Genomic DNA, 15,708 nt, shown 5'->3' with positions numbered 1-15,708 from the left:
CGGGATCGGAGAGCCGGGGCTTACCGGGTGACGGCCTGCCACCAAGAGGGGCCTGTGGCTCTCCGATCCCGGATCTCCGCTTCGCTTTGTCCGGGAGGACGACGTGCGGCATTGTGGAGAGAAGAGTCATTAAATCGATTGAAACAGCGTGTTTGGGCGACTTGCAGCCATGTGCGAGGAGTGCTACGAGGGTTGTGCCTTCCTTTGCTTCTCCACCGAAAGCTGCCGATGCTCGTTCGCGACCGTGCCTTTTTCGCGTCCATGTTTCTGACGGTGCTCGCCGATCAGATCCTGCTGTTTCTGGTGCCGCTGGTCATCTTCCAGATCACCGGAAATGTCGCCTGGTCCGGGCTGGCCTTCTTCTTCGAAACCCTGCCGCGATATCTGGCCTTCCCCTTCGCGGGCATTCTGTGCGACCGGATCTCGCCGCTGCTCCTGCTGCGCGTCAGCCGCATCTTGAGGGCGGCCGCCTGCGTCGTCGGCATTTCCGGGCAGGTGGTCTTCGGCGGGGTGTGGTGGCTGATCGGCCTTTCCGCCGTCGTCGGCATGCTGACGACCCAGGGCATGCTTGCGCTGGAAATGGTGCTGGTGCGGGCCTTTTCCGACCAGCGCTTCGAAAAGGTGGCCAGCTATGGCCAGTTGGCCTCGCAGATGGGCGTCGTTCTCGGCCCTCTGACGGCGGCTTACCTGATGGCCATCTGGCCGTGGGAGGCAGTCGTGGTGGTGGCAACCGTGCTCTTCGTTCTGTCGGATGCCATGTTCATGCTGTGGCCGGGCAAGGCGCGGATGGAGGCGCTGCCCGCCAGGCGTGAGCACCGCCACCCGATCGCCGATCTCAGGCACGCGCTGCTGCTGGTCTGGACGTTGCCGGGCCTGATGCGGGCGATCCTGCAGGCGGCCGGCGTCAACCTGATCATCGGTGCGACGCTTGCCACCGCTGCCGCGATGGTGACCGGCCTGTTCGCCCAGAGCGAGCAGGTCTATGCCTGGCTGCAGGTGGGTGGAGCCCTCGCGACCCTTGCGGTACTGACGCTGACCGCGCATGTGCATCTGGGGCTGAACACGCTCGGCCGCACGGCTTACGGCCTCATCTGCCTGGGCGCGGTCCTCACCGGCCTCGGTGCCCATCCGCTCGTCTACGCTGCCGGTTTCCTGCTGATTGCCGGTTTCGACAAGATGTTCAACATCTATGTACGCACCCTGCGCAAGGAGATCATCCCGGCGGAGGAGTTCGGCAAGACCACCGGCGTGATCATCTGCCTCAACAATCTTTCCCAGCCGCTGGCCGGGCTGGTCGTGGCGCTGTTTGCCGCCGGTGACGACGCCAGGGGCGTGCTTCTCGGCCTTGCCGCGACAATGGCCGTGCTGGGAGTGGCAACGTTCCGGCGGGGCGCATTGGTCCTCGAGGCTGATTAAATCCAAGGATCCTCATTCGGAGGAAGCGCGAATCGTTGTCTCGAAGGATAGGCCACTGGCACCGAAAATGCCGCCCATGCTTCGAGACGGACCTTCGGTCCTCCTCAGCATGAGGGAGAGGCGAGGCGACGCCGTATCGGCCTGAAAGGCCGGCTCTCCACATGTCTAAAGTGTCGACGCCGGTTCTGACCGCAAAAACCGCGGGGCATTTTAGACCCGCACAGGCTGCCTATCGGTCTTCGCCGCCGCCCGCCGGACAATTTCCGAGATCTCGCGAAGCTGGCTCCCCAGCGGGCTCTTCTTCCGCCATACCATGCCGATCGTCCGGGTCGGTTCCGGAGCTTCGAACCGCGCGATTGCAACTGAGGCGGAGCGGGTCTCGACGGGAACCGCCATTTCCGGGATCAGGGTCACCCCCAATCCCGCACTGACCATCTGGACGAGGGTGGAGAGCGAACTGGCATCGAGCACTTCACGCGGCGGGGCGGATTGCAGGCTGCAGAACGAAAGCGCCTGATCTCGGAAACAGTGGCCTTCCTCCAGCAGCAGAAGCCGCATTTCCCTGAGACTTTCCGCGCTTGGCAACGGCGCATTCGCTTCCTTGGCCGAGCGCACGAGAACGAAGCGTTCGTCAAACAGCGGTGTTTCGGAAAGTGTACCTTCGGATACGGGAAGGGCGACGATGGCGGTGTCAAGACGGCCTTCGCCAAGCTCCTGGATCAGTTTCGGCGTGACCGTTTCGCGCACATGGATGTCGAGGCCCGGATAGGTTTCGGTCAGGTCGCCGATGACCCTCGGCAGGAGATACGGCGCGACCGTCGGGATGACGCCGATGCGCAGCCGGCCGACGAGCCGGTCCTGGGAGGCGCGGGCAAGATCGCCGAGTTCATCGGCCGCGCGCAGGATTTCCCGGGCGCGCTCCACGGCCACTTCGCCGAAATGGCTCAGCCGCAACTGGCGGGCGCTGCGTTCGAACAGCGTGACCCCCAGGGCCTCCTCCATCTCCCTGATCTGCATGGAGAGTGCCGGCTGGGAAATCGCACAGGCCTCGGCGGCTTTTCCGAAATGGCCGTGGCGGGCCAGAGCCTCGAAATAGCGAAGCTGTTTCAGGGTGATGTTGATCATAAGTATATCTTATCGAACTGATCAGAAAATTCAACTTCCTCTGATGGCTGTCCTTTGATAGCGTACGCCTGCAAAGACGGATTGTATCGACCTGCCATGTGCCGGGCGCGATACCGCACCTTCTTGCGCTACAGAATTTTTGGGGCCGAGAACCGCATTAGTCCGCGGGATGCCGATTTCCAGCAGAACAGGCCGAACGCCGGATTTCACGGACCTTTGACGCAGCCCGAATGACCGATCGTTTTGAGACGAAAGTGGAGAGAGTTATGGACGCAACAGCAACCGACAAAGCCGGCAAATGCCCGATCATGCACGGCAAACCCCTGGCGGCCAGGTTCGGGGTTCGCTCCAACCGCGACTGGTGGCCCAACCAGTTGAATCTCGGCATTCTGCGTCAGAACACCGCTCTGTCCAATCCGATGGGCGGGGCGTTCGACTATGCGGAAGAGTTCAGGAAACTTGACCTGAAGGTCGTCAAGGAAGACCTGACCGCGCTGATGACCGACAGCCAGGAATGGTGGCCGGCCGACTATGGCCATTATGGCGGCCTCTTCATCCGCATGGCGTGGCACAGTGCCGGAACGTACCGCACCGCGGACGGCCGCGGCGGCGCCTCCACTGGCACGCAGCGCTTCGCCCCGCTCAACAGCTGGCCCGACAACGGCAACCTGGACAAGGCCCGCCGACTGCTGTGGCCGATCAAGCAGAAATACGGCAACAAGATCTCCTGGGCCGACCTGATGATCCTGGCGGGCAACGTCGCTTTGGAATCCATGGGCTTCAAGACCTTCGGCTTCGGCGGCGGACGTGCGGACGTCTGGCATCCGGAAGAGGATATCTACTGGGGTTCGGAAACCGAGTGGCTGGCAACCAGCGACAAGCCGAACAGCCGCTATTCCGGCGACCGTGAACTGGCCAATCCGCTCGCAGCCGTGCAGATGGGCCTCATCTACGTGAACCCGGAAGGCCCGGACAGCAACCCCGATCCGCTCGCTTCCGGCCGTGACATCCGCGAAACCTTTGCCCGCATGGCCATGAACGACGAGGAAACCGTCGCCCTGACCGCCGGCGGCCACACCTTCGGCAAGACCCACGGCGCAGGCGACGCTGCCCATGTCGGTCCGGATCCGGAAGCCGCCCCGATGCAGGAGATGGGCTTCGGCTGGATCAGCACCCATGGCAGCGGCAAGGGCCGCGACACCATCACCTCCGGCATCGAGGGCGCCTGGACGCCGACGCCGACCCAGTGGGACATGAGCTATTTCGACGTCCTGTTCGGCTATGAATGGGAACTCGTCAAGAGCCCGGCAGGCGCCTGGCAGTGGACGCCGAAGGACCTGAAGGAAGAAGACATGGCGCCGGATCCGGAGGATCCGAGCAAGAAGGTGCCGATCATCATGACCACCGCCGACATGGCGATGCGCATGGACCCGATCTATGGCCCGATTTCCAAGCGCTTCCATGAAAACCCGGAAGAGTTCGCCGATGCCTTCGCCCGCGCATGGTTCAAGCTGACCCACCGCGACATGGGCCCCAAAGCCCTCTATCTCGGCCCGGAAGTGCCGGAAGAAGACCTGATCTGGCAGGACCCGGTCCCGGCTGTCGACCACGAGCTGGTGAGCGATGCGGATATCGCCGGCCTGAAGGCGAAGATCCTGGCATCGGGTCTGTCCGTTTCCGAACTCGTCTCCGTGGCGTGGGCGTCCGCGTCCACCTTCCGCGGGACCGACAAGCGCGGCGGCGCCAATGGTGCGCGCATCAGGCTTGCTCCGCAGAAGGACTGGGAGGTCAACAATCCGGCACAGGTCACGAAGGTCCTGACCGTCCTGGACGGCATTCGCGAGGAGTTCAACGCAAGCGCATCCGGCGGCAAGAAAGTCTCTCTGGCCGACCTGATCGTTCTGGGCGGCTCGGCTGCGGTCGAGCAGGCTGCGAAGAACGCGGGTTTCGACATTACGGTACCCTTCGCTCCGGGCCGCACGGATGCGACCCAGGAGCAGACCGATGCGGACTCCTTCGCACCGCTGGAGCCGGAAGCGGACGGCTTCCGCAACTACCGGAAGACCGAATACACGACGCCTGCCGAGGAATTGCTGGTCGACAAGGCTCAGCTGCTTGCCCTCTCGGCGCCGGAAATGACCGTTCTCGTCGGCGGAATGCGCATGCTGGGCACAAACTACGGCGGCTCCAAATACGGTGTCTTCACCGACAAGGCCGACACGCTCAGCACCGACTTCTTCGTCAACCTGCTGGACATGGGCACGGTCTGGAAGCCGACTTCGGAATCCGAATATGTCTTCGAAGGCCGCGACCGCAACACCGGCAACCTGAAATGGACCGCCACGCGCTTCGACCTGATCTTCGGTTCCAATTCCGAACTCAGGGCGCTGGCCGAGGTCTATGCCCAGGACGACAACAAGGAGAAGTTCGTCAAGGACTTCACTGCTGCCTGGACCAAAGTGATGAACGCGGATCGTTTCGACCTGAAATAGTCCGGTATCACAGGTCGGGTTGAATGAAAAAGGCGGCGCTTCAGTATTGGAGCGCCGCCGTTTTTTTTGCGGGGGGCAGGGAGCATCGCCGACAGAGTGCCAACCCTGCACAAATGTCATTCCGGGCGAACGAAGTGAGACCCGGAACCCACTCGTTTCCAGAGCGTTCCTGCCGGGAGCAGGGTGAACATATGTAAACCGGTCATTTGCTTTTGCAATCGGAGCGGCGAGTGGGCCCCGGCTCTGCGCTTCGCTGGGCCGGAGTGACACATGAGTGACCTACGCGAAAAATGAATTGGGGCGCCCGGGCCTCTCGGGCGCCCCCAGAGCCCCCTGGATTATTAGTGGAGTTAGGCTCTGATCCTGATGGATGTCCGGCGTCGAGAATGTTACTCAATTGCCGCAAGACATTTTGCCGAACACGCTGGTTTCGGCGATCAACTGGTGCATTGTGAAAATTTCCTACGCTAGAATAGCAAGAACGGCGGGCGCGGCAAGCCCATTGAAGAAATTGTTGGCGGCACCGAATGTTTGACTGGGCTTACAAACGACGCCTGAAAGACGACCTGGAGGCCTGGGTTGCAAAGGGCTGGGTCAGTTCCTTGGCGGCGACCGCGATCCTCAAGGAGCAGGAACGGGACGACGGCCAGTCCCGGTTGCCCATGGCGCTGGCCGGGATGGGGATGATTTGTGTTGCCCTGGCCGTTTTCGCCTTTATCGCCGCGAACTGGGGTGCGATCCCCAAGTCGCTCAAGCTTGGGGGCATCGCCGTTCTGGTTGCCGCCAGCCATTGGCTCGCGGCGCTTGCAGCCGCAAGGGGTCGAAGAGGCCTGCCGGATCTTGCGACCGGCTTCGCGACGCTGGTCTTCGTCGGCGGCATAGCCCTGGTTGGGCAGATCTTCCATCTGCCGTCGGACTGGGCGGGCGGGGCTTTTCTCGTCACGGTCGGCGGGCTTGCCGCCGCTTGGGTGACGGGCTCGCGGACTTCCTCGTGGTGGCCGCGGTTGCGGCCATTACTTGGCAGGTCGCCCGCTCGGAAATCGGCTCCTCGGGCCTGCTGGAGAATTTCATCGGCCTGACATTTCTGCTCGCGGTCCTTGCGCATGCCGTTTTCCATCCGGTTACGGTGTCGCGCTGGGCGGCCGTCTGCCTGCTCTGGGTGACCTATGGCAGATGGTTCGGCGACACCGCGGATCTCCTCAACGCCAGCGATGCTTTCCTGACCGCCATGGCGCTTGCCGGAGGCGGCGGTCTGGCCGCTGTCCTCGTTCAGATCGATCCAGTCGCGGACCTGTTCGTCAAATGGTCCAGCGCAAGGCCGGCCCGAAGTCACGGTCACTGGCTGATGGCGCGTTCCCTGCAGGATGCCGGATTTCTGACCCTTTGCGTGTTGATCGTGCTCGCGCTGATCCTGGTGCCGGAACTCTCCGATGATCCGGTCATGGGCGGACTGTTGGCCCTGCCGGCCCTGATACCTTTCGGGTTGGCAGTGATCCTGTGCGGCACCGGACTGCTGCTTTCCTTCAAGACCGTCAAGGCCCGGGCGTTTTTCGCAGCAACGGGATTGGCGCTTTTTGCCGTCCTTCTGCCGGTGCTCAGCGGCAATGTCCTGGTCCAGGCTGCTGTCAGCCTTGCCGCGCTCGTGGCTCTGTGCGCCCTCGGGACCTGGTACAACAACCGTTTCTGGATGCTGTGCGCCTATCTCGGCCTGACGGCGGTGTCGCTCTGGCTGCTGCAGGTCACGATCGGCTCGCTGCTCGGGCAATCCCTCTTCTTCCTGGTCGCAGGCGTCCTGCTGCTCGCCGTGGCCCTGTGGCTCGCAAGGCTGTTCAGGAAAGGGCCAGGCGATCCCGGCGTGCCTGCAGAAGGGCAGGAGATGCAGTCATGAGCGTTACCTCGAACGCTGACGCTCCAGGTACCGTCTCCGGTGCAAGATCCGTCTTTCGCCTGCCGTTCCTGCGCTGGGGCCTGGTTGCACTCCTTCAGCTCGGTCTGATCGCCATACCGCTCGCCGACCGGCTTCAGGTTCAGATGACCGGAACCGTCGTGCCGCTGGAACTCATCCCGGTCGATCCGCGGGACCTGCTGCGCGGGGACTATGTGATCATCAACCTTGCTATCGGACAGGTTCCGGCAAACCTGCCGGGAGGAGAGACGGTCGAAGCCGGTGACCAGGTTTTTGTCGGTCTGACGAGGGACGGAGACAAGCCTGCCGAGCCGGCAGTTCTGGCAAAAGCCAGGGAGCAAGCCGGATCGCTGGCCATCTCCGGTACGGTGCTCTCAAAAAGCGAGGAAGAGATTCGCATCGACTACGGCATCGACGCCTTCTTCCTTCCGGAAGGCGAGGGCAGGATCATAGAGCGGCTGGAGACGGCCCGCGTGCTCCTGGAAGTGTCGATCGCGGAAGACGGTCGCTCGCTGCCCGTCACGCTTCTCGTCGATGGAAAAGCGTTCCGGTCCGACAGCATCTTTTGACGGATGGCCTCTGTGGCGCTATGAGCGCTGCACGCTTTATCAATTCAAGGCCCGTCATGTCCGATCCCGCGCTGGAAACCCTGTTGCTGCCACTTGAAACCGGGGCCGTTGAGCTTCGTCCCGATGCTCAGGTGCTGTTCCTGCGCGCCCGGGCGGGACGCAGCCTGGAGGCGCTCGGGGAGTTTAACGTCCTGTGCGTCCAGAGCTTCGCGCCCGACAGGGACGCTCTGCAAAAGGCAGGTTTCAAGGTCGAGGCCGAAACGGAGACGTCGGGCTTCGACGCGGTTCTCGTCCTTCCCGGCCGCCAGCGCCAGGAAGCCCGGGCGCAGCTTGCAAACGCTGTCGCCAAGGCAAGAGAAGGCGGTCTCGTCATGGCCTGCGCGCCGAACACGGAGGGTGCAAAGACCCTCGAAAGCGATCTGGCCGAGCTTCTGGGCGGCGCCGGCAAGATGACCAAAAACAAGTGCCGCGTCGTCTGGGAGACGGTTCGCGCCGACGCGTTAGACCGCCAGCGGTTGTCCGACTGGCTGGCCCTTGATGCGCCGCGTCCGGTGCTGGACGGCACCTATGTCAGCCGGCCCGGTATCTTCGCCTGGGACCGGATCGACCCGGCCTCGAAACTGCTGGCCAGCTTGCTTCCTGAAACCCTGAAGGGCAGGAGCGCGGATCTGGGCGCCGGCTTCGGCTATCTGGCCCGGGCTGTCCTTGAAAAGGCGCCGAATGTTGCCGGCATGGATCTCTACGAGGCGGAAAAACGCGCGCTGGATCTGGCGGAACAGAACCTTGCCGCCTTCAAGGGCAAAAAGACCATGACCGGCATCTGGTCCGATGTGACCAAGGGGATTGAAGGCCCCTATGATTTCATCGTCTCCAACCCGCCTTTCCATCAGGCCGGCAAGGCCGACCGCACGGATGTCGGCCAGGGCTTCATCCGGGCCGCGGCCGCAGGCCTGCGGTCCGGTGGTGACTTCTACATGGTCGCCAACCGCCACCTGCCATATGAGCAGACGCTCACTGAAGTCTTTGCCCACGTCGTCCAACTGGCCGATGAAGGTGGCTACAAGGTGATCAAGGCCGTCAAGGCAAAGGGAGGGCGCTGAGATGCGGTTGGTGAAACTCCTGGCCAATCTGGGCTACGGCAGCCGGAAGGAAGTCCAGACGGCGATCCGCCATGGCTGGGTAACGGACAAAGAGGGCAATCGCCTGAAGGCGGACAGCAAGACCCCGCACGAAGATATCCTCTTCGACGACGAGCCCCTGGACCCGGCGCAAGGCGTGGTTCTGCTCATGCACAAGCCGCTCGGCTATACCTGCTCCCTGAAGGACCAGGGCCGTCTGGTCTATGACCTTCTGCCGGACCGGTTCCGCATGCGCAAACCGGTTCTTTCCACGATCGGCCGGCTCGACAAGGAAACCTCCGGTGCGCTGCTCTTCACCGATGACGGGACCTTTCTGCACAGGGTGATATCACCGAAGTCGGAGGTCCCGAAAGTCTACGAGGTGACGCTGGACCGGCCTCTGAAAGGTGACGAGGGCGCGCTGTTTGCGTCGGGTGAAATGATGCTGGAAAGCGAAGTCAAACCGCTGAAGCCGGCCGAACTGGAGGTGCTGGACGACACCCACGCCCGCCTGATCCTGCACGAGGGCCGCTATCACCAGGTCCGCCGCATGTTTGCGGCAGTCGGCAATCACGTGAACGAACTGCAGCGCAGCCGTATCGGCGGGCTCGGGCTTGACGGCCTCGAGGAAGGCGGTTGGAGGGTTCTCTCCGAGGACGACAAGGCGCTGATCTTCGCCGGGGAGTAACTACCTCGCCGCCCGCGCGGCCAGCGCGATGGCGATATAGCTCCAGCCGTTGATCAGCACGGAAATGCCGGCAACCAGGCCGAGTGCCCAGCCCGCGGAGCCCGGCAGTTCCAGCCAGATCATGACGCCGGCGGCAAGCGAGACGATGCCGGCGATCAGCACCCAGACCCAACCCTCGTGCGGACGCAGCTTGGAGGCGAGCAGCACTTGGCTGATACCCTGAGCAATGAAGATTGCCGCGATAACCAGGGTCAGCGCGAACGTCCCCGCAAGCGGGTTGGTGTAAATGAGAATGCCTCCGACAACGGCGATGATGCCGGCGACCAGATGCCAGAGGAAGCCTGAGGTGCCCGAGGTCTTGAAGGCGTTGTAGATCTGCACGAGCCCGCCGACAAACAGGACGAAAGCGATCAGGATCGTCACCGCTATGGATGTCGCCAGGGGCGCCGCGATCAGGATGACGCCGCCGAGGACGAGGGCGATGCCGAGCGCCAGGAACCAGCCCCAGTTTTCCTGGATCTTCAACTTCATGTCTTCCACTGCCTGAACCGCGTTTGCCATCTCGACTTCCCTCACGTTCCGGTTGCCGTATGCGACGGCACCTGCTTCGCGGACGCTAATGGGACTTGGTAATTTGCGCAAGTTCCTCTTGGGGATCGGCAACTTGACTTTCGGTGTGTATATGCACACATAGTGGCCCATGGAAGAAGACGATCTGTCGCTCTGCGTTCTCGACAATGCCCGCAAGGCCGCCCGCGCGGTCAGCCGCCACTATGACCGGCTGGCCCGGCAGGCGGGCATGACGGCCGGACAGTTTTCCGTGCTGGCCGCCATCAAGCGGGCACCGGAAAAAACGACCGGCGATTTGGCAGAGCGCTTGTCGATGGAGCGCACGACCCTTGTGCGCAACATCGCGCTTCTGGAGCGCAAGGGCTTGGTCTCGTCCTCCAATTCGGCGGCCGGCAGGGGAAAAAGCTATCGGCTGACCGGCAAGGGCGAGGACTTCCTGGAACAGGCAATGCCTCTTTGGCGCAGGGCACAAGGCGACGTGATGGCCCATTTGGGCGATGATGATTTCTTCAGGACTATCAATGTTTTGAAGAGGCTTTCGCAACTCTGACACTGCTTTTGGCGCGAAGGTGTGCACGTGGCAGCCCGCGCGAAGAGACCCTATGTGCCATGGCACATGATCGGACGCTAACTCAGGTGAAGGACAAGACATGCGGCGTGTAGTTGTAACTGGAATGGGGATCGTATCGCCCCTCGGCACCGGTCTGGAGGCCTTCTGGCAGCGCGTCACGGCAGGTGAAAACGGCATCCGCAGGATCACCCATTTCGACGCCGGCGAGCTTGCCTGCCAGATTGCCGGTGAAGTCCCGACAAGGGAAGAAGACGAGCATGGCTTTGACGTCGATGCGGTGATGGATGCGCGCGAGCAGCGGCGCACCGACCGGTTCATCCATTTCGCAATGGGGGCGGCGCAGGAAGCTCTCACCCATGCAGGCTGGGCACCTGCCACGGACGCGGAAAGGGAACGCACCGGAACGATCATCGCAACCGGTGTCGGCGGCTTTCCCGCCATGACCGCCGGAACCCGGCTCGTGGATGAAAAGGGTCCGCGACGGGCGTCGCCTTTCCTGGTGCCGTCCTTCCTTGCCAATCTCGCCGCCGGTCAGGTCTCCATCCGTCACGGCCTGAAGGGACCGATCGGTGCGCCGGTCACCGCCTGCGCCGCCAGCCTCCAGGCCCTTGGCGACGCCGCGCGCCTGATCCGCTGCGGCGAGGCCGATGTCATGGTGGCGGGGGATCCGAAGCCTGTATCGACAAGGTCTCCTATGCCGGCTTCTGCGCGGCCAAGGCCATGTCCTCCAGGCGCAACGACGATCCGGCCCACGCATCCCGCCCCTTCGATCAGGACCGCGACGGCTTCATCATGGGAGAGGGCGCCGGCGTTCTCGTCGTGGAGGAATACGAGCATGCAAAGGCGCGCGGCGCCAATATACTGGCTGAGCTCACCGGATACGGTACAGCCGCCGACGCCTATCATGTCACCGCTTCGCCTCCGGACGGGGAAGGCGGCCTGAGGGCCATGCGGCTGGCCTTGTCGACCGCCGGCCTGACCCCGGACGATATCGGCTATGTCAACGCCCACTCCACCTCCACTCCGGTTGGCGATGCTGCGGAAATCGCGGCGCTGACAACGCTCTTCGAAGGCCGCGGCAAGGACCTTGCCGTATCGTCGTCGAAATCCATGTTCGGCCACCTGCTCGGTGCGGCCGGTGCCGTTGAGGCGATCGTCTGCGTGAAGGCCCTGACGACCGGCCTGCTGCCGCCATCGCGCAATCTCGAGAAGCCAGACGAAGCCGTGAGCCGGTTCGAACTGATCCCCGGCAAGGCGATTGCCCGCGAGGTCGATCACATTCTGACCAACGGCTTCGGCTTTGGCGGCGTGAATGCCAGCGCGGTGTTCTCGAAAATCTGAGCCTGCCTGATTTTTCGGCTTGGCATTGCGCGGAATCTCATTTACGAGAAAATTCTCGAAAGTGAGATTTTGCATGCCGAACCTGGATGAAGATCTGGCCCGAAGGCTGACCGGGCTGCGCCGGGCCAGAAACTGGCCGCTGGAAGAGCTGGCCGAGAAAACCGGCATCAGCCGGGCGACCCTGTCGCGGATCGAGCGTGGCGACACGAGCCCGACCACAAGTGCCCTCGGCCGCCTGGCCAGCGCCTTCGGGCTATCCATGGCCGAGCTCTTCGGCGCCGCGTCCGGCACTGCCGAGCGCCACATTCCCAAAGAGGCGCAAGCCGTCTGGGAAGACCCGGAGACCGGTTTCATCCGCCGCGCTCTGACGCCGGCCGCCAGCGGATATCGTGGCGCGGTGATCGAAGGGCTGTTGCCCGCCGGCGCCACCATATCCTATGCAGTGCCTCCCATCCCGGATCTGGAACACCATCTGGTGCTTTTGAGCGGCACTTTGCGTGTCGCCCTCGGCTCCGACTTTCATGACCTCAGTCCCGGCGATGCGCTCCGCTTTCGCCTCAACACTCCCAACAGCTATCGGGCCACCGGTGACGAAGCGGCCCGCTACATCCTGACGGTAATCACACCATGACTGTCTCCGGCATTCTTTCCCCTGGCCTTACGGCATCCGGTTTCCGCCCCGAGGCACCCGTTTTTCTCCTGACGGCAGACGAGGCCCGCGGGGCGGTGCAGGAACTTGGATCGCTGTTGAGGGCCTGCGTCGAAGACGGCGCCGGCATCGGCTTCATCCTGCCGATGCCCCGGGAAAAGGCCGAAGCCTTCTGGGAGGGCCGGTTGCCGATGCTGGAAAGCGGTGAGGCGTTTCTGATGGCGGCGAAGGACGGCAACGAGATCGCAGGTGTCGTGATGCTGATGCTGGCGCCCCAGGACAATGGCCGGCATCGCGCCGAGGTCGCCAAGCTGATGGTTCATCCCGGGCACCGCCGCAAGGGGCTCGCCCGCAAACTGATGACTGCCATCGACGGCCTGGCGCTTTCTTTGGACCGCTGGCTGCTCGTCCTCGACACTGTCACCGGAGACCGGGCCGAAAAGCTCTACCCGACCTGTGGCTACAGCAAGGTCGGCGTCATTCCGGATTACGCCTATGGCAGCCACGGCCAGCTGGATTCGACCACCGTGTTTTACAAGGACCTGAGGTGAACGGGCGCCTTATGTCTGCGCAGGAGGCTGCTGCCATGGCGGCACTCAGCCTTCGCTCAGCATCTCCAGCTCAAGCCACTGTTCCTCGGCGGCTTCCTTTTCCTGAGTGAGATCAGTGATTTGCTGCGATAACTTGGCAAATTTGTCAGGATGCTTCGCATAAAGGTCCGGGTCGCTCATTTCCGCCTGAAGCGCTTCGAGCCTTGCTTCAAGTTTCTCGATCGTTCCGGGCAGGGTCTTAAGCTGATGCTGCTGCGTGAAGGTTAGCTTCGACTTCTGCTGCGGCTTTTGCGAAGAAGAGTCTGAGGGCGCAGGCTTTTCCTTCTTCGCCGGAGCCGCCTTTTCGATCCTGCGGGCCGTCACGCCTTCGCCGCGTTGGGCAAGCATGTCGGAGTAGCCGCCGGCATATTCGCGCCACAGGCCGTCGCCTTCCGACACGATCACCGACGTGGCGACGCGGTCGAGAAAGTCGCGGTCGTGGGAGACGATCAGCGCGGTGCCCGGATAGTCGGCAAGCAGTTCCTGCAGCAGGTCGAGCGTCTCCAGGTCGAGGTCGTTGGTCGGCTCGTCGAGCACCATCAGGTTTGATTTGTTGGCCAGCGCCCGGGCCAGCATGGCGCGGGCGCGCTCCCCGCCGGACAGGACGCCGACCGGCGTGCGGGCCTGCTCGGGCGAAAACAGGAAGTCCTTCATGTAGGACATCACGTGCTTCGTCTCGTCGCCGATGACGACCGTGTCGCCGCGCCCGCCGGTGAGGACGGAGGCGAGGCTGTCATCGAGATCGAGGTTTTCGCGTTTCTGATCGAGGGTGACCATTTCCAGGTTGGTCCCCAGCCTTGTAGTGCCGGTATCCGGCTCCAGTTCGCCGGTGAGCATCTTCAGCAGCGTCGTCTTGCCGGCGCCGTTCGGACCTACGAAGCCGACCCGGTCGCCGCGCTGGATGCGCGTGGAGAAATCCTTGACGATGTCCCGCTCGCCAAAGGTCTTGGAAATGCCCTTCGCCTCGATGACCAGCTTGCCGGAAACTTCCGCGTCCGTGGCACTCAGCCTGGCCGTTCCCTGCGGCCCGCGATGCTCGCGCTTCTGCTTGCGCAGGTCCGCCAGTTCGCGTACCCGGCGCATGTTGCGTTTGCGGCGTGCGGTCACGCCATAGGTCATCCAGTGCTCTTCGCGCTTGATCTTCTGGGCCAGCTTCTGCTGGTCGATCTCCTCCTGTTCGAACACCTCGTCACGCCAGGTCTCGAAGTGCGCGAGATCCCTTGTCCAGCCGCCGGGTAACGCCCCGGTCGATCCAGATGGTGGCGCGGGACAGATTTTCCAGGAACCGGCGGTCGTGGGAAATCAGGACGAGGGCCGACTTGAGGCTTTTCAGCTCTTCTTCCAGCCACTCGATGGCGGGCAGGTCCAGATGGTTGGTCGGCTCGTCCAGCAGCAGCACGTCCGGCTCCGGCGCCAGGGTGCGCGCAAGGGCGGCGCGGCGGCCCTCGCCGCCGGAAAGTGACTTCGGGTCTTCCTTGCCGTTGAGGCCCAGAACGTCGAGCAGATAGGCGCCGCGATACGGGTCGTCGCCCTCCGTCAGGCCCTCGTTGACGTAGTCGAGTGTCGTCTCGTAGGCGGAAAGATCGGGATCCTGCGGCAGATAGCGGACCGTGCGTCCCGGCTGGAAGAACCGTTCTCCCCTGTCCATCTCCACCATGCCGGCAGCGATCTTGAGCAGCGTCGACTTGCCGGACCCGTTGCGCCCGACGAGGCACAACCGTTCGCCATCGGAAACGGAAAGCTCCGCTCCATTCAGAAGCGGTGTGCCGCCGAATGTCAGATGAATGTCGCGCAGGATCAGTAGGGGCGGGGCCATGGATGCCTTTTGATGTGAGTGATTGCCGATTTGCAGGCCGGCGCCCGGTTTACTGGCGGGACCGGGGCGGCGCAAGCGTAATATGGGGCCGTACCCCAGGGCAGCCATGTAGGAAAATGGTGGGCCATTTTTGAGTCGGACCTCGAGATTTTCCATCTAAACTCGGCTATAATTCCTGAACGTGGACAGGGGCGCACCACCAGAGCGCAGCCATCGGGGCTGCCGGGAGAAGCACCATGCCTGATCTGACAAGACGGATTGAAAAGCGTTCAGCCTTTTTTCGGCGTATGACCAGTGGCCTGAAGTCCTGCGCGGTTGCCGCACTGCTCGTTGTCACGGCCGGCAGTCTCACCACTGTCAGCGGGACGGGGAGCGCCCGCGCGGACGGGATCTATTTCAGCGGCGGCGGTATCGGCTTCTCGTTCGGAACGGGCGGTTACCGGGCCTATCGCGGCTCGTACTTTTACGGTCCGCGCGGTTTCTACGGCCCGCCCTACAGGCCCTACGGCGCCCCCAACTACTACCACCCCTACGATATGCGGGCCTACCCGTACCGCTCCCGCGTTTACGTGAACCCGCCCCGGTCCCGGATCTACCTGAACCCGCCGCGCTACAGCTCGCAGCCTCAGCGGGTGCCTTATACGAAGACGGGCCTGGCTCCGTTCACGCCGCAATGGGTGGCCTATTGCTCCCGCAAGTTCAAATCGTTCAATCCGAATACGGGGACTTATCTGGCCTATAGCGGAAAATATCGTTTCTGCCGCTAGAAGTGAAAGAAAATTTCGTGCGCGGTTGGACAAATTTTGACTTCTCGGTCAAATTTTGGAAAAATATTCTCGAAAACCTATCGGGCAGGC

The 15,708-nt window shown here is 62.9% G+C and carries 13 protein-coding genes and 2 pseudogenes; 12 read left to right on the top strand and 3 right to left on the bottom strand.

The features are described 5' to 3' along the window. Positions 1–228: 228 nt before the first annotated feature. Complete coding sequence (locus ON753_RS14375; RefSeq protein ID WP_265963316.1) at positions 229–1,416, top strand: MFS transporter; 1,188 nt, start codon at positions 229–231, stop codon at positions 1,414–1,416. Between the two features lie 210 nt (positions 1,417–1,626). Here the strand turns inward: ON753_RS14375 and ON753_RS14370 are convergent, their stop codons facing one another. After that, positions 1,627–2,541 (bottom strand): LysR substrate-binding domain-containing protein, encoded by a 915-nt coding sequence (locus ON753_RS14370; protein WP_265963315.1) that lies wholly within the window; start codon positions 2,539–2,541, stop codon positions 1,627–1,629. A 266-nt stretch (positions 2,542–2,807) separates the two neighbouring features. Between ON753_RS14370 and katG the strand changes: the two genes are divergently transcribed. The 6 genes from katG (at position 2,808) to ON753_RS14340 (ending at position 9,314) form a co-directional block, all read left to right on the top strand. Next, positions 2,808–5,033, top strand: coding sequence for a catalase/peroxidase HPI (gene katG, locus ON753_RS14365; protein WP_265963314.1), 2,226 nt, complete (start codon positions 2,808–2,810; stop codon positions 5,031–5,033). A 527-nt stretch (positions 5,034–5,560) separates the two neighbouring features. Further along, the gene (locus ON753_RS14360; protein WP_265963313.1) at positions 5,561–6,112 is read left to right on the top strand and encodes a DUF2157 domain-containing protein; all 552 of its coding nucleotides are present in this window, start codon (positions 5,561–5,563) and stop codon (positions 6,110–6,112) included. Further along, positions 6,025–6,921: a hypothetical protein gene (locus ON753_RS14355; protein WP_265963312.1), complete on the top strand. Its 897-nt coding sequence runs from the start codon at positions 6,025–6,027 to the stop codon at positions 6,919–6,921. The genes ON753_RS14360 and ON753_RS14355 overlap by 88 nt, the downstream gene beginning before the upstream one ends. Beyond that, on the top strand, positions 6,918–7,508 hold the full coding sequence (locus ON753_RS14350; protein WP_265963311.1) for a GDYXXLXY domain-containing protein: 591 nt from the start codon (positions 6,918–6,920) through the stop codon (positions 7,506–7,508). Before ON753_RS14355 ends, ON753_RS14350 begins: the two co-directional genes overlap by 4 nt. 56 nt (positions 7,509–7,564) lie before the next feature. Further along, positions 7,565–8,608: a class I SAM-dependent methyltransferase gene (locus ON753_RS14345; protein WP_265963310.1), complete on the top strand. Its 1,044-nt coding sequence runs from the start codon at positions 7,565–7,567 to the stop codon at positions 8,606–8,608. Between the two features lies 1 nt (position 8,609). After that, positions 8,610–9,314: a pseudouridine synthase gene (locus ON753_RS14340; RefSeq protein WP_265963309.1), complete on the top strand. Its 705-nt coding sequence runs from the start codon at positions 8,610–8,612 to the stop codon at positions 9,312–9,314. On the opposite strand, the gene ON753_RS14335 is transcribed toward ON753_RS14340, so the two are convergent. Beyond that, on the bottom strand, positions 9,315–9,875 hold the full coding sequence (locus ON753_RS14335) for an HdeD family acid-resistance protein (RefSeq protein ID WP_265963308.1): 561 nt from the start codon (positions 9,873–9,875) through the stop codon (positions 9,315–9,317). 139 nt (positions 9,876–10,014) lie between these two features. Here ON753_RS14335 and ON753_RS14330 point away from each other — a divergent pair, with 139 nt between their 5' ends. The 4 genes and pseudogenes from ON753_RS14330 (at position 10,015) to ON753_RS14315 (ending at position 12,996) form a co-directional block, all read left to right on the top strand. Continuing rightward, a complete protein-coding gene (locus ON753_RS14330) occupies positions 10,015–10,434 on the top strand; it encodes a MarR family winged helix-turn-helix transcriptional regulator (protein ID WP_265963307.1) in 420 nt (139 codons plus the stop codon). A 100-nt stretch (positions 10,435–10,534) separates the two neighbouring features. Further along, a pseudogene (gene fabF, locus ON753_RS14325) lies at positions 10,535–11,796 on the top strand (beta-ketoacyl-ACP synthase II). A gap of 73 nt (positions 11,797–11,869) precedes the next feature. Then, positions 11,870–12,427 (top strand): helix-turn-helix domain-containing protein, encoded by a 558-nt coding sequence (locus ON753_RS14320; protein ID WP_265963306.1) that lies wholly within the window; start codon positions 11,870–11,872, stop codon positions 12,425–12,427. Then, positions 12,424–12,996 (top strand): GNAT family N-acetyltransferase, encoded by a 573-nt coding sequence (locus ON753_RS14315; protein ID WP_265963305.1) that lies wholly within the window; start codon positions 12,424–12,426, stop codon positions 12,994–12,996. Before ON753_RS14320 ends, ON753_RS14315 begins: the two co-directional genes overlap by 4 nt. Before the next feature lie 45 nt (positions 12,997–13,041). On the opposite strand, the pseudogene ON753_RS14310 reads toward ON753_RS14315, so the two are convergent. After that, positions 13,042–14,851 (bottom strand): annotated as a pseudogene (locus ON753_RS14310) (ATP-binding cassette domain-containing protein). Positions 14,852–15,087: 236 nt separating this feature from the next. Here ON753_RS14310 and ON753_RS14305 point away from each other — a divergent pair. Continuing rightward, complete coding sequence (locus ON753_RS14305) at positions 15,088–15,618, top strand: BA14K family protein (RefSeq protein ID WP_265963304.1); 531 nt, start codon at positions 15,088–15,090, stop codon at positions 15,616–15,618. Positions 15,619–15,708 lie beyond the last annotated feature (90 nt).

The sequence above is a fragment of the Roseibium salinum genome, from assembly GCF_026240905.1.
GTDB classification, from domain to species: domain Bacteria; phylum Pseudomonadota; class Alphaproteobacteria; order Rhizobiales; family Stappiaceae; genus Roseibium; species Roseibium salinum.
This window is presented reverse-complemented; position numbering and strand designations above follow the sequence as displayed.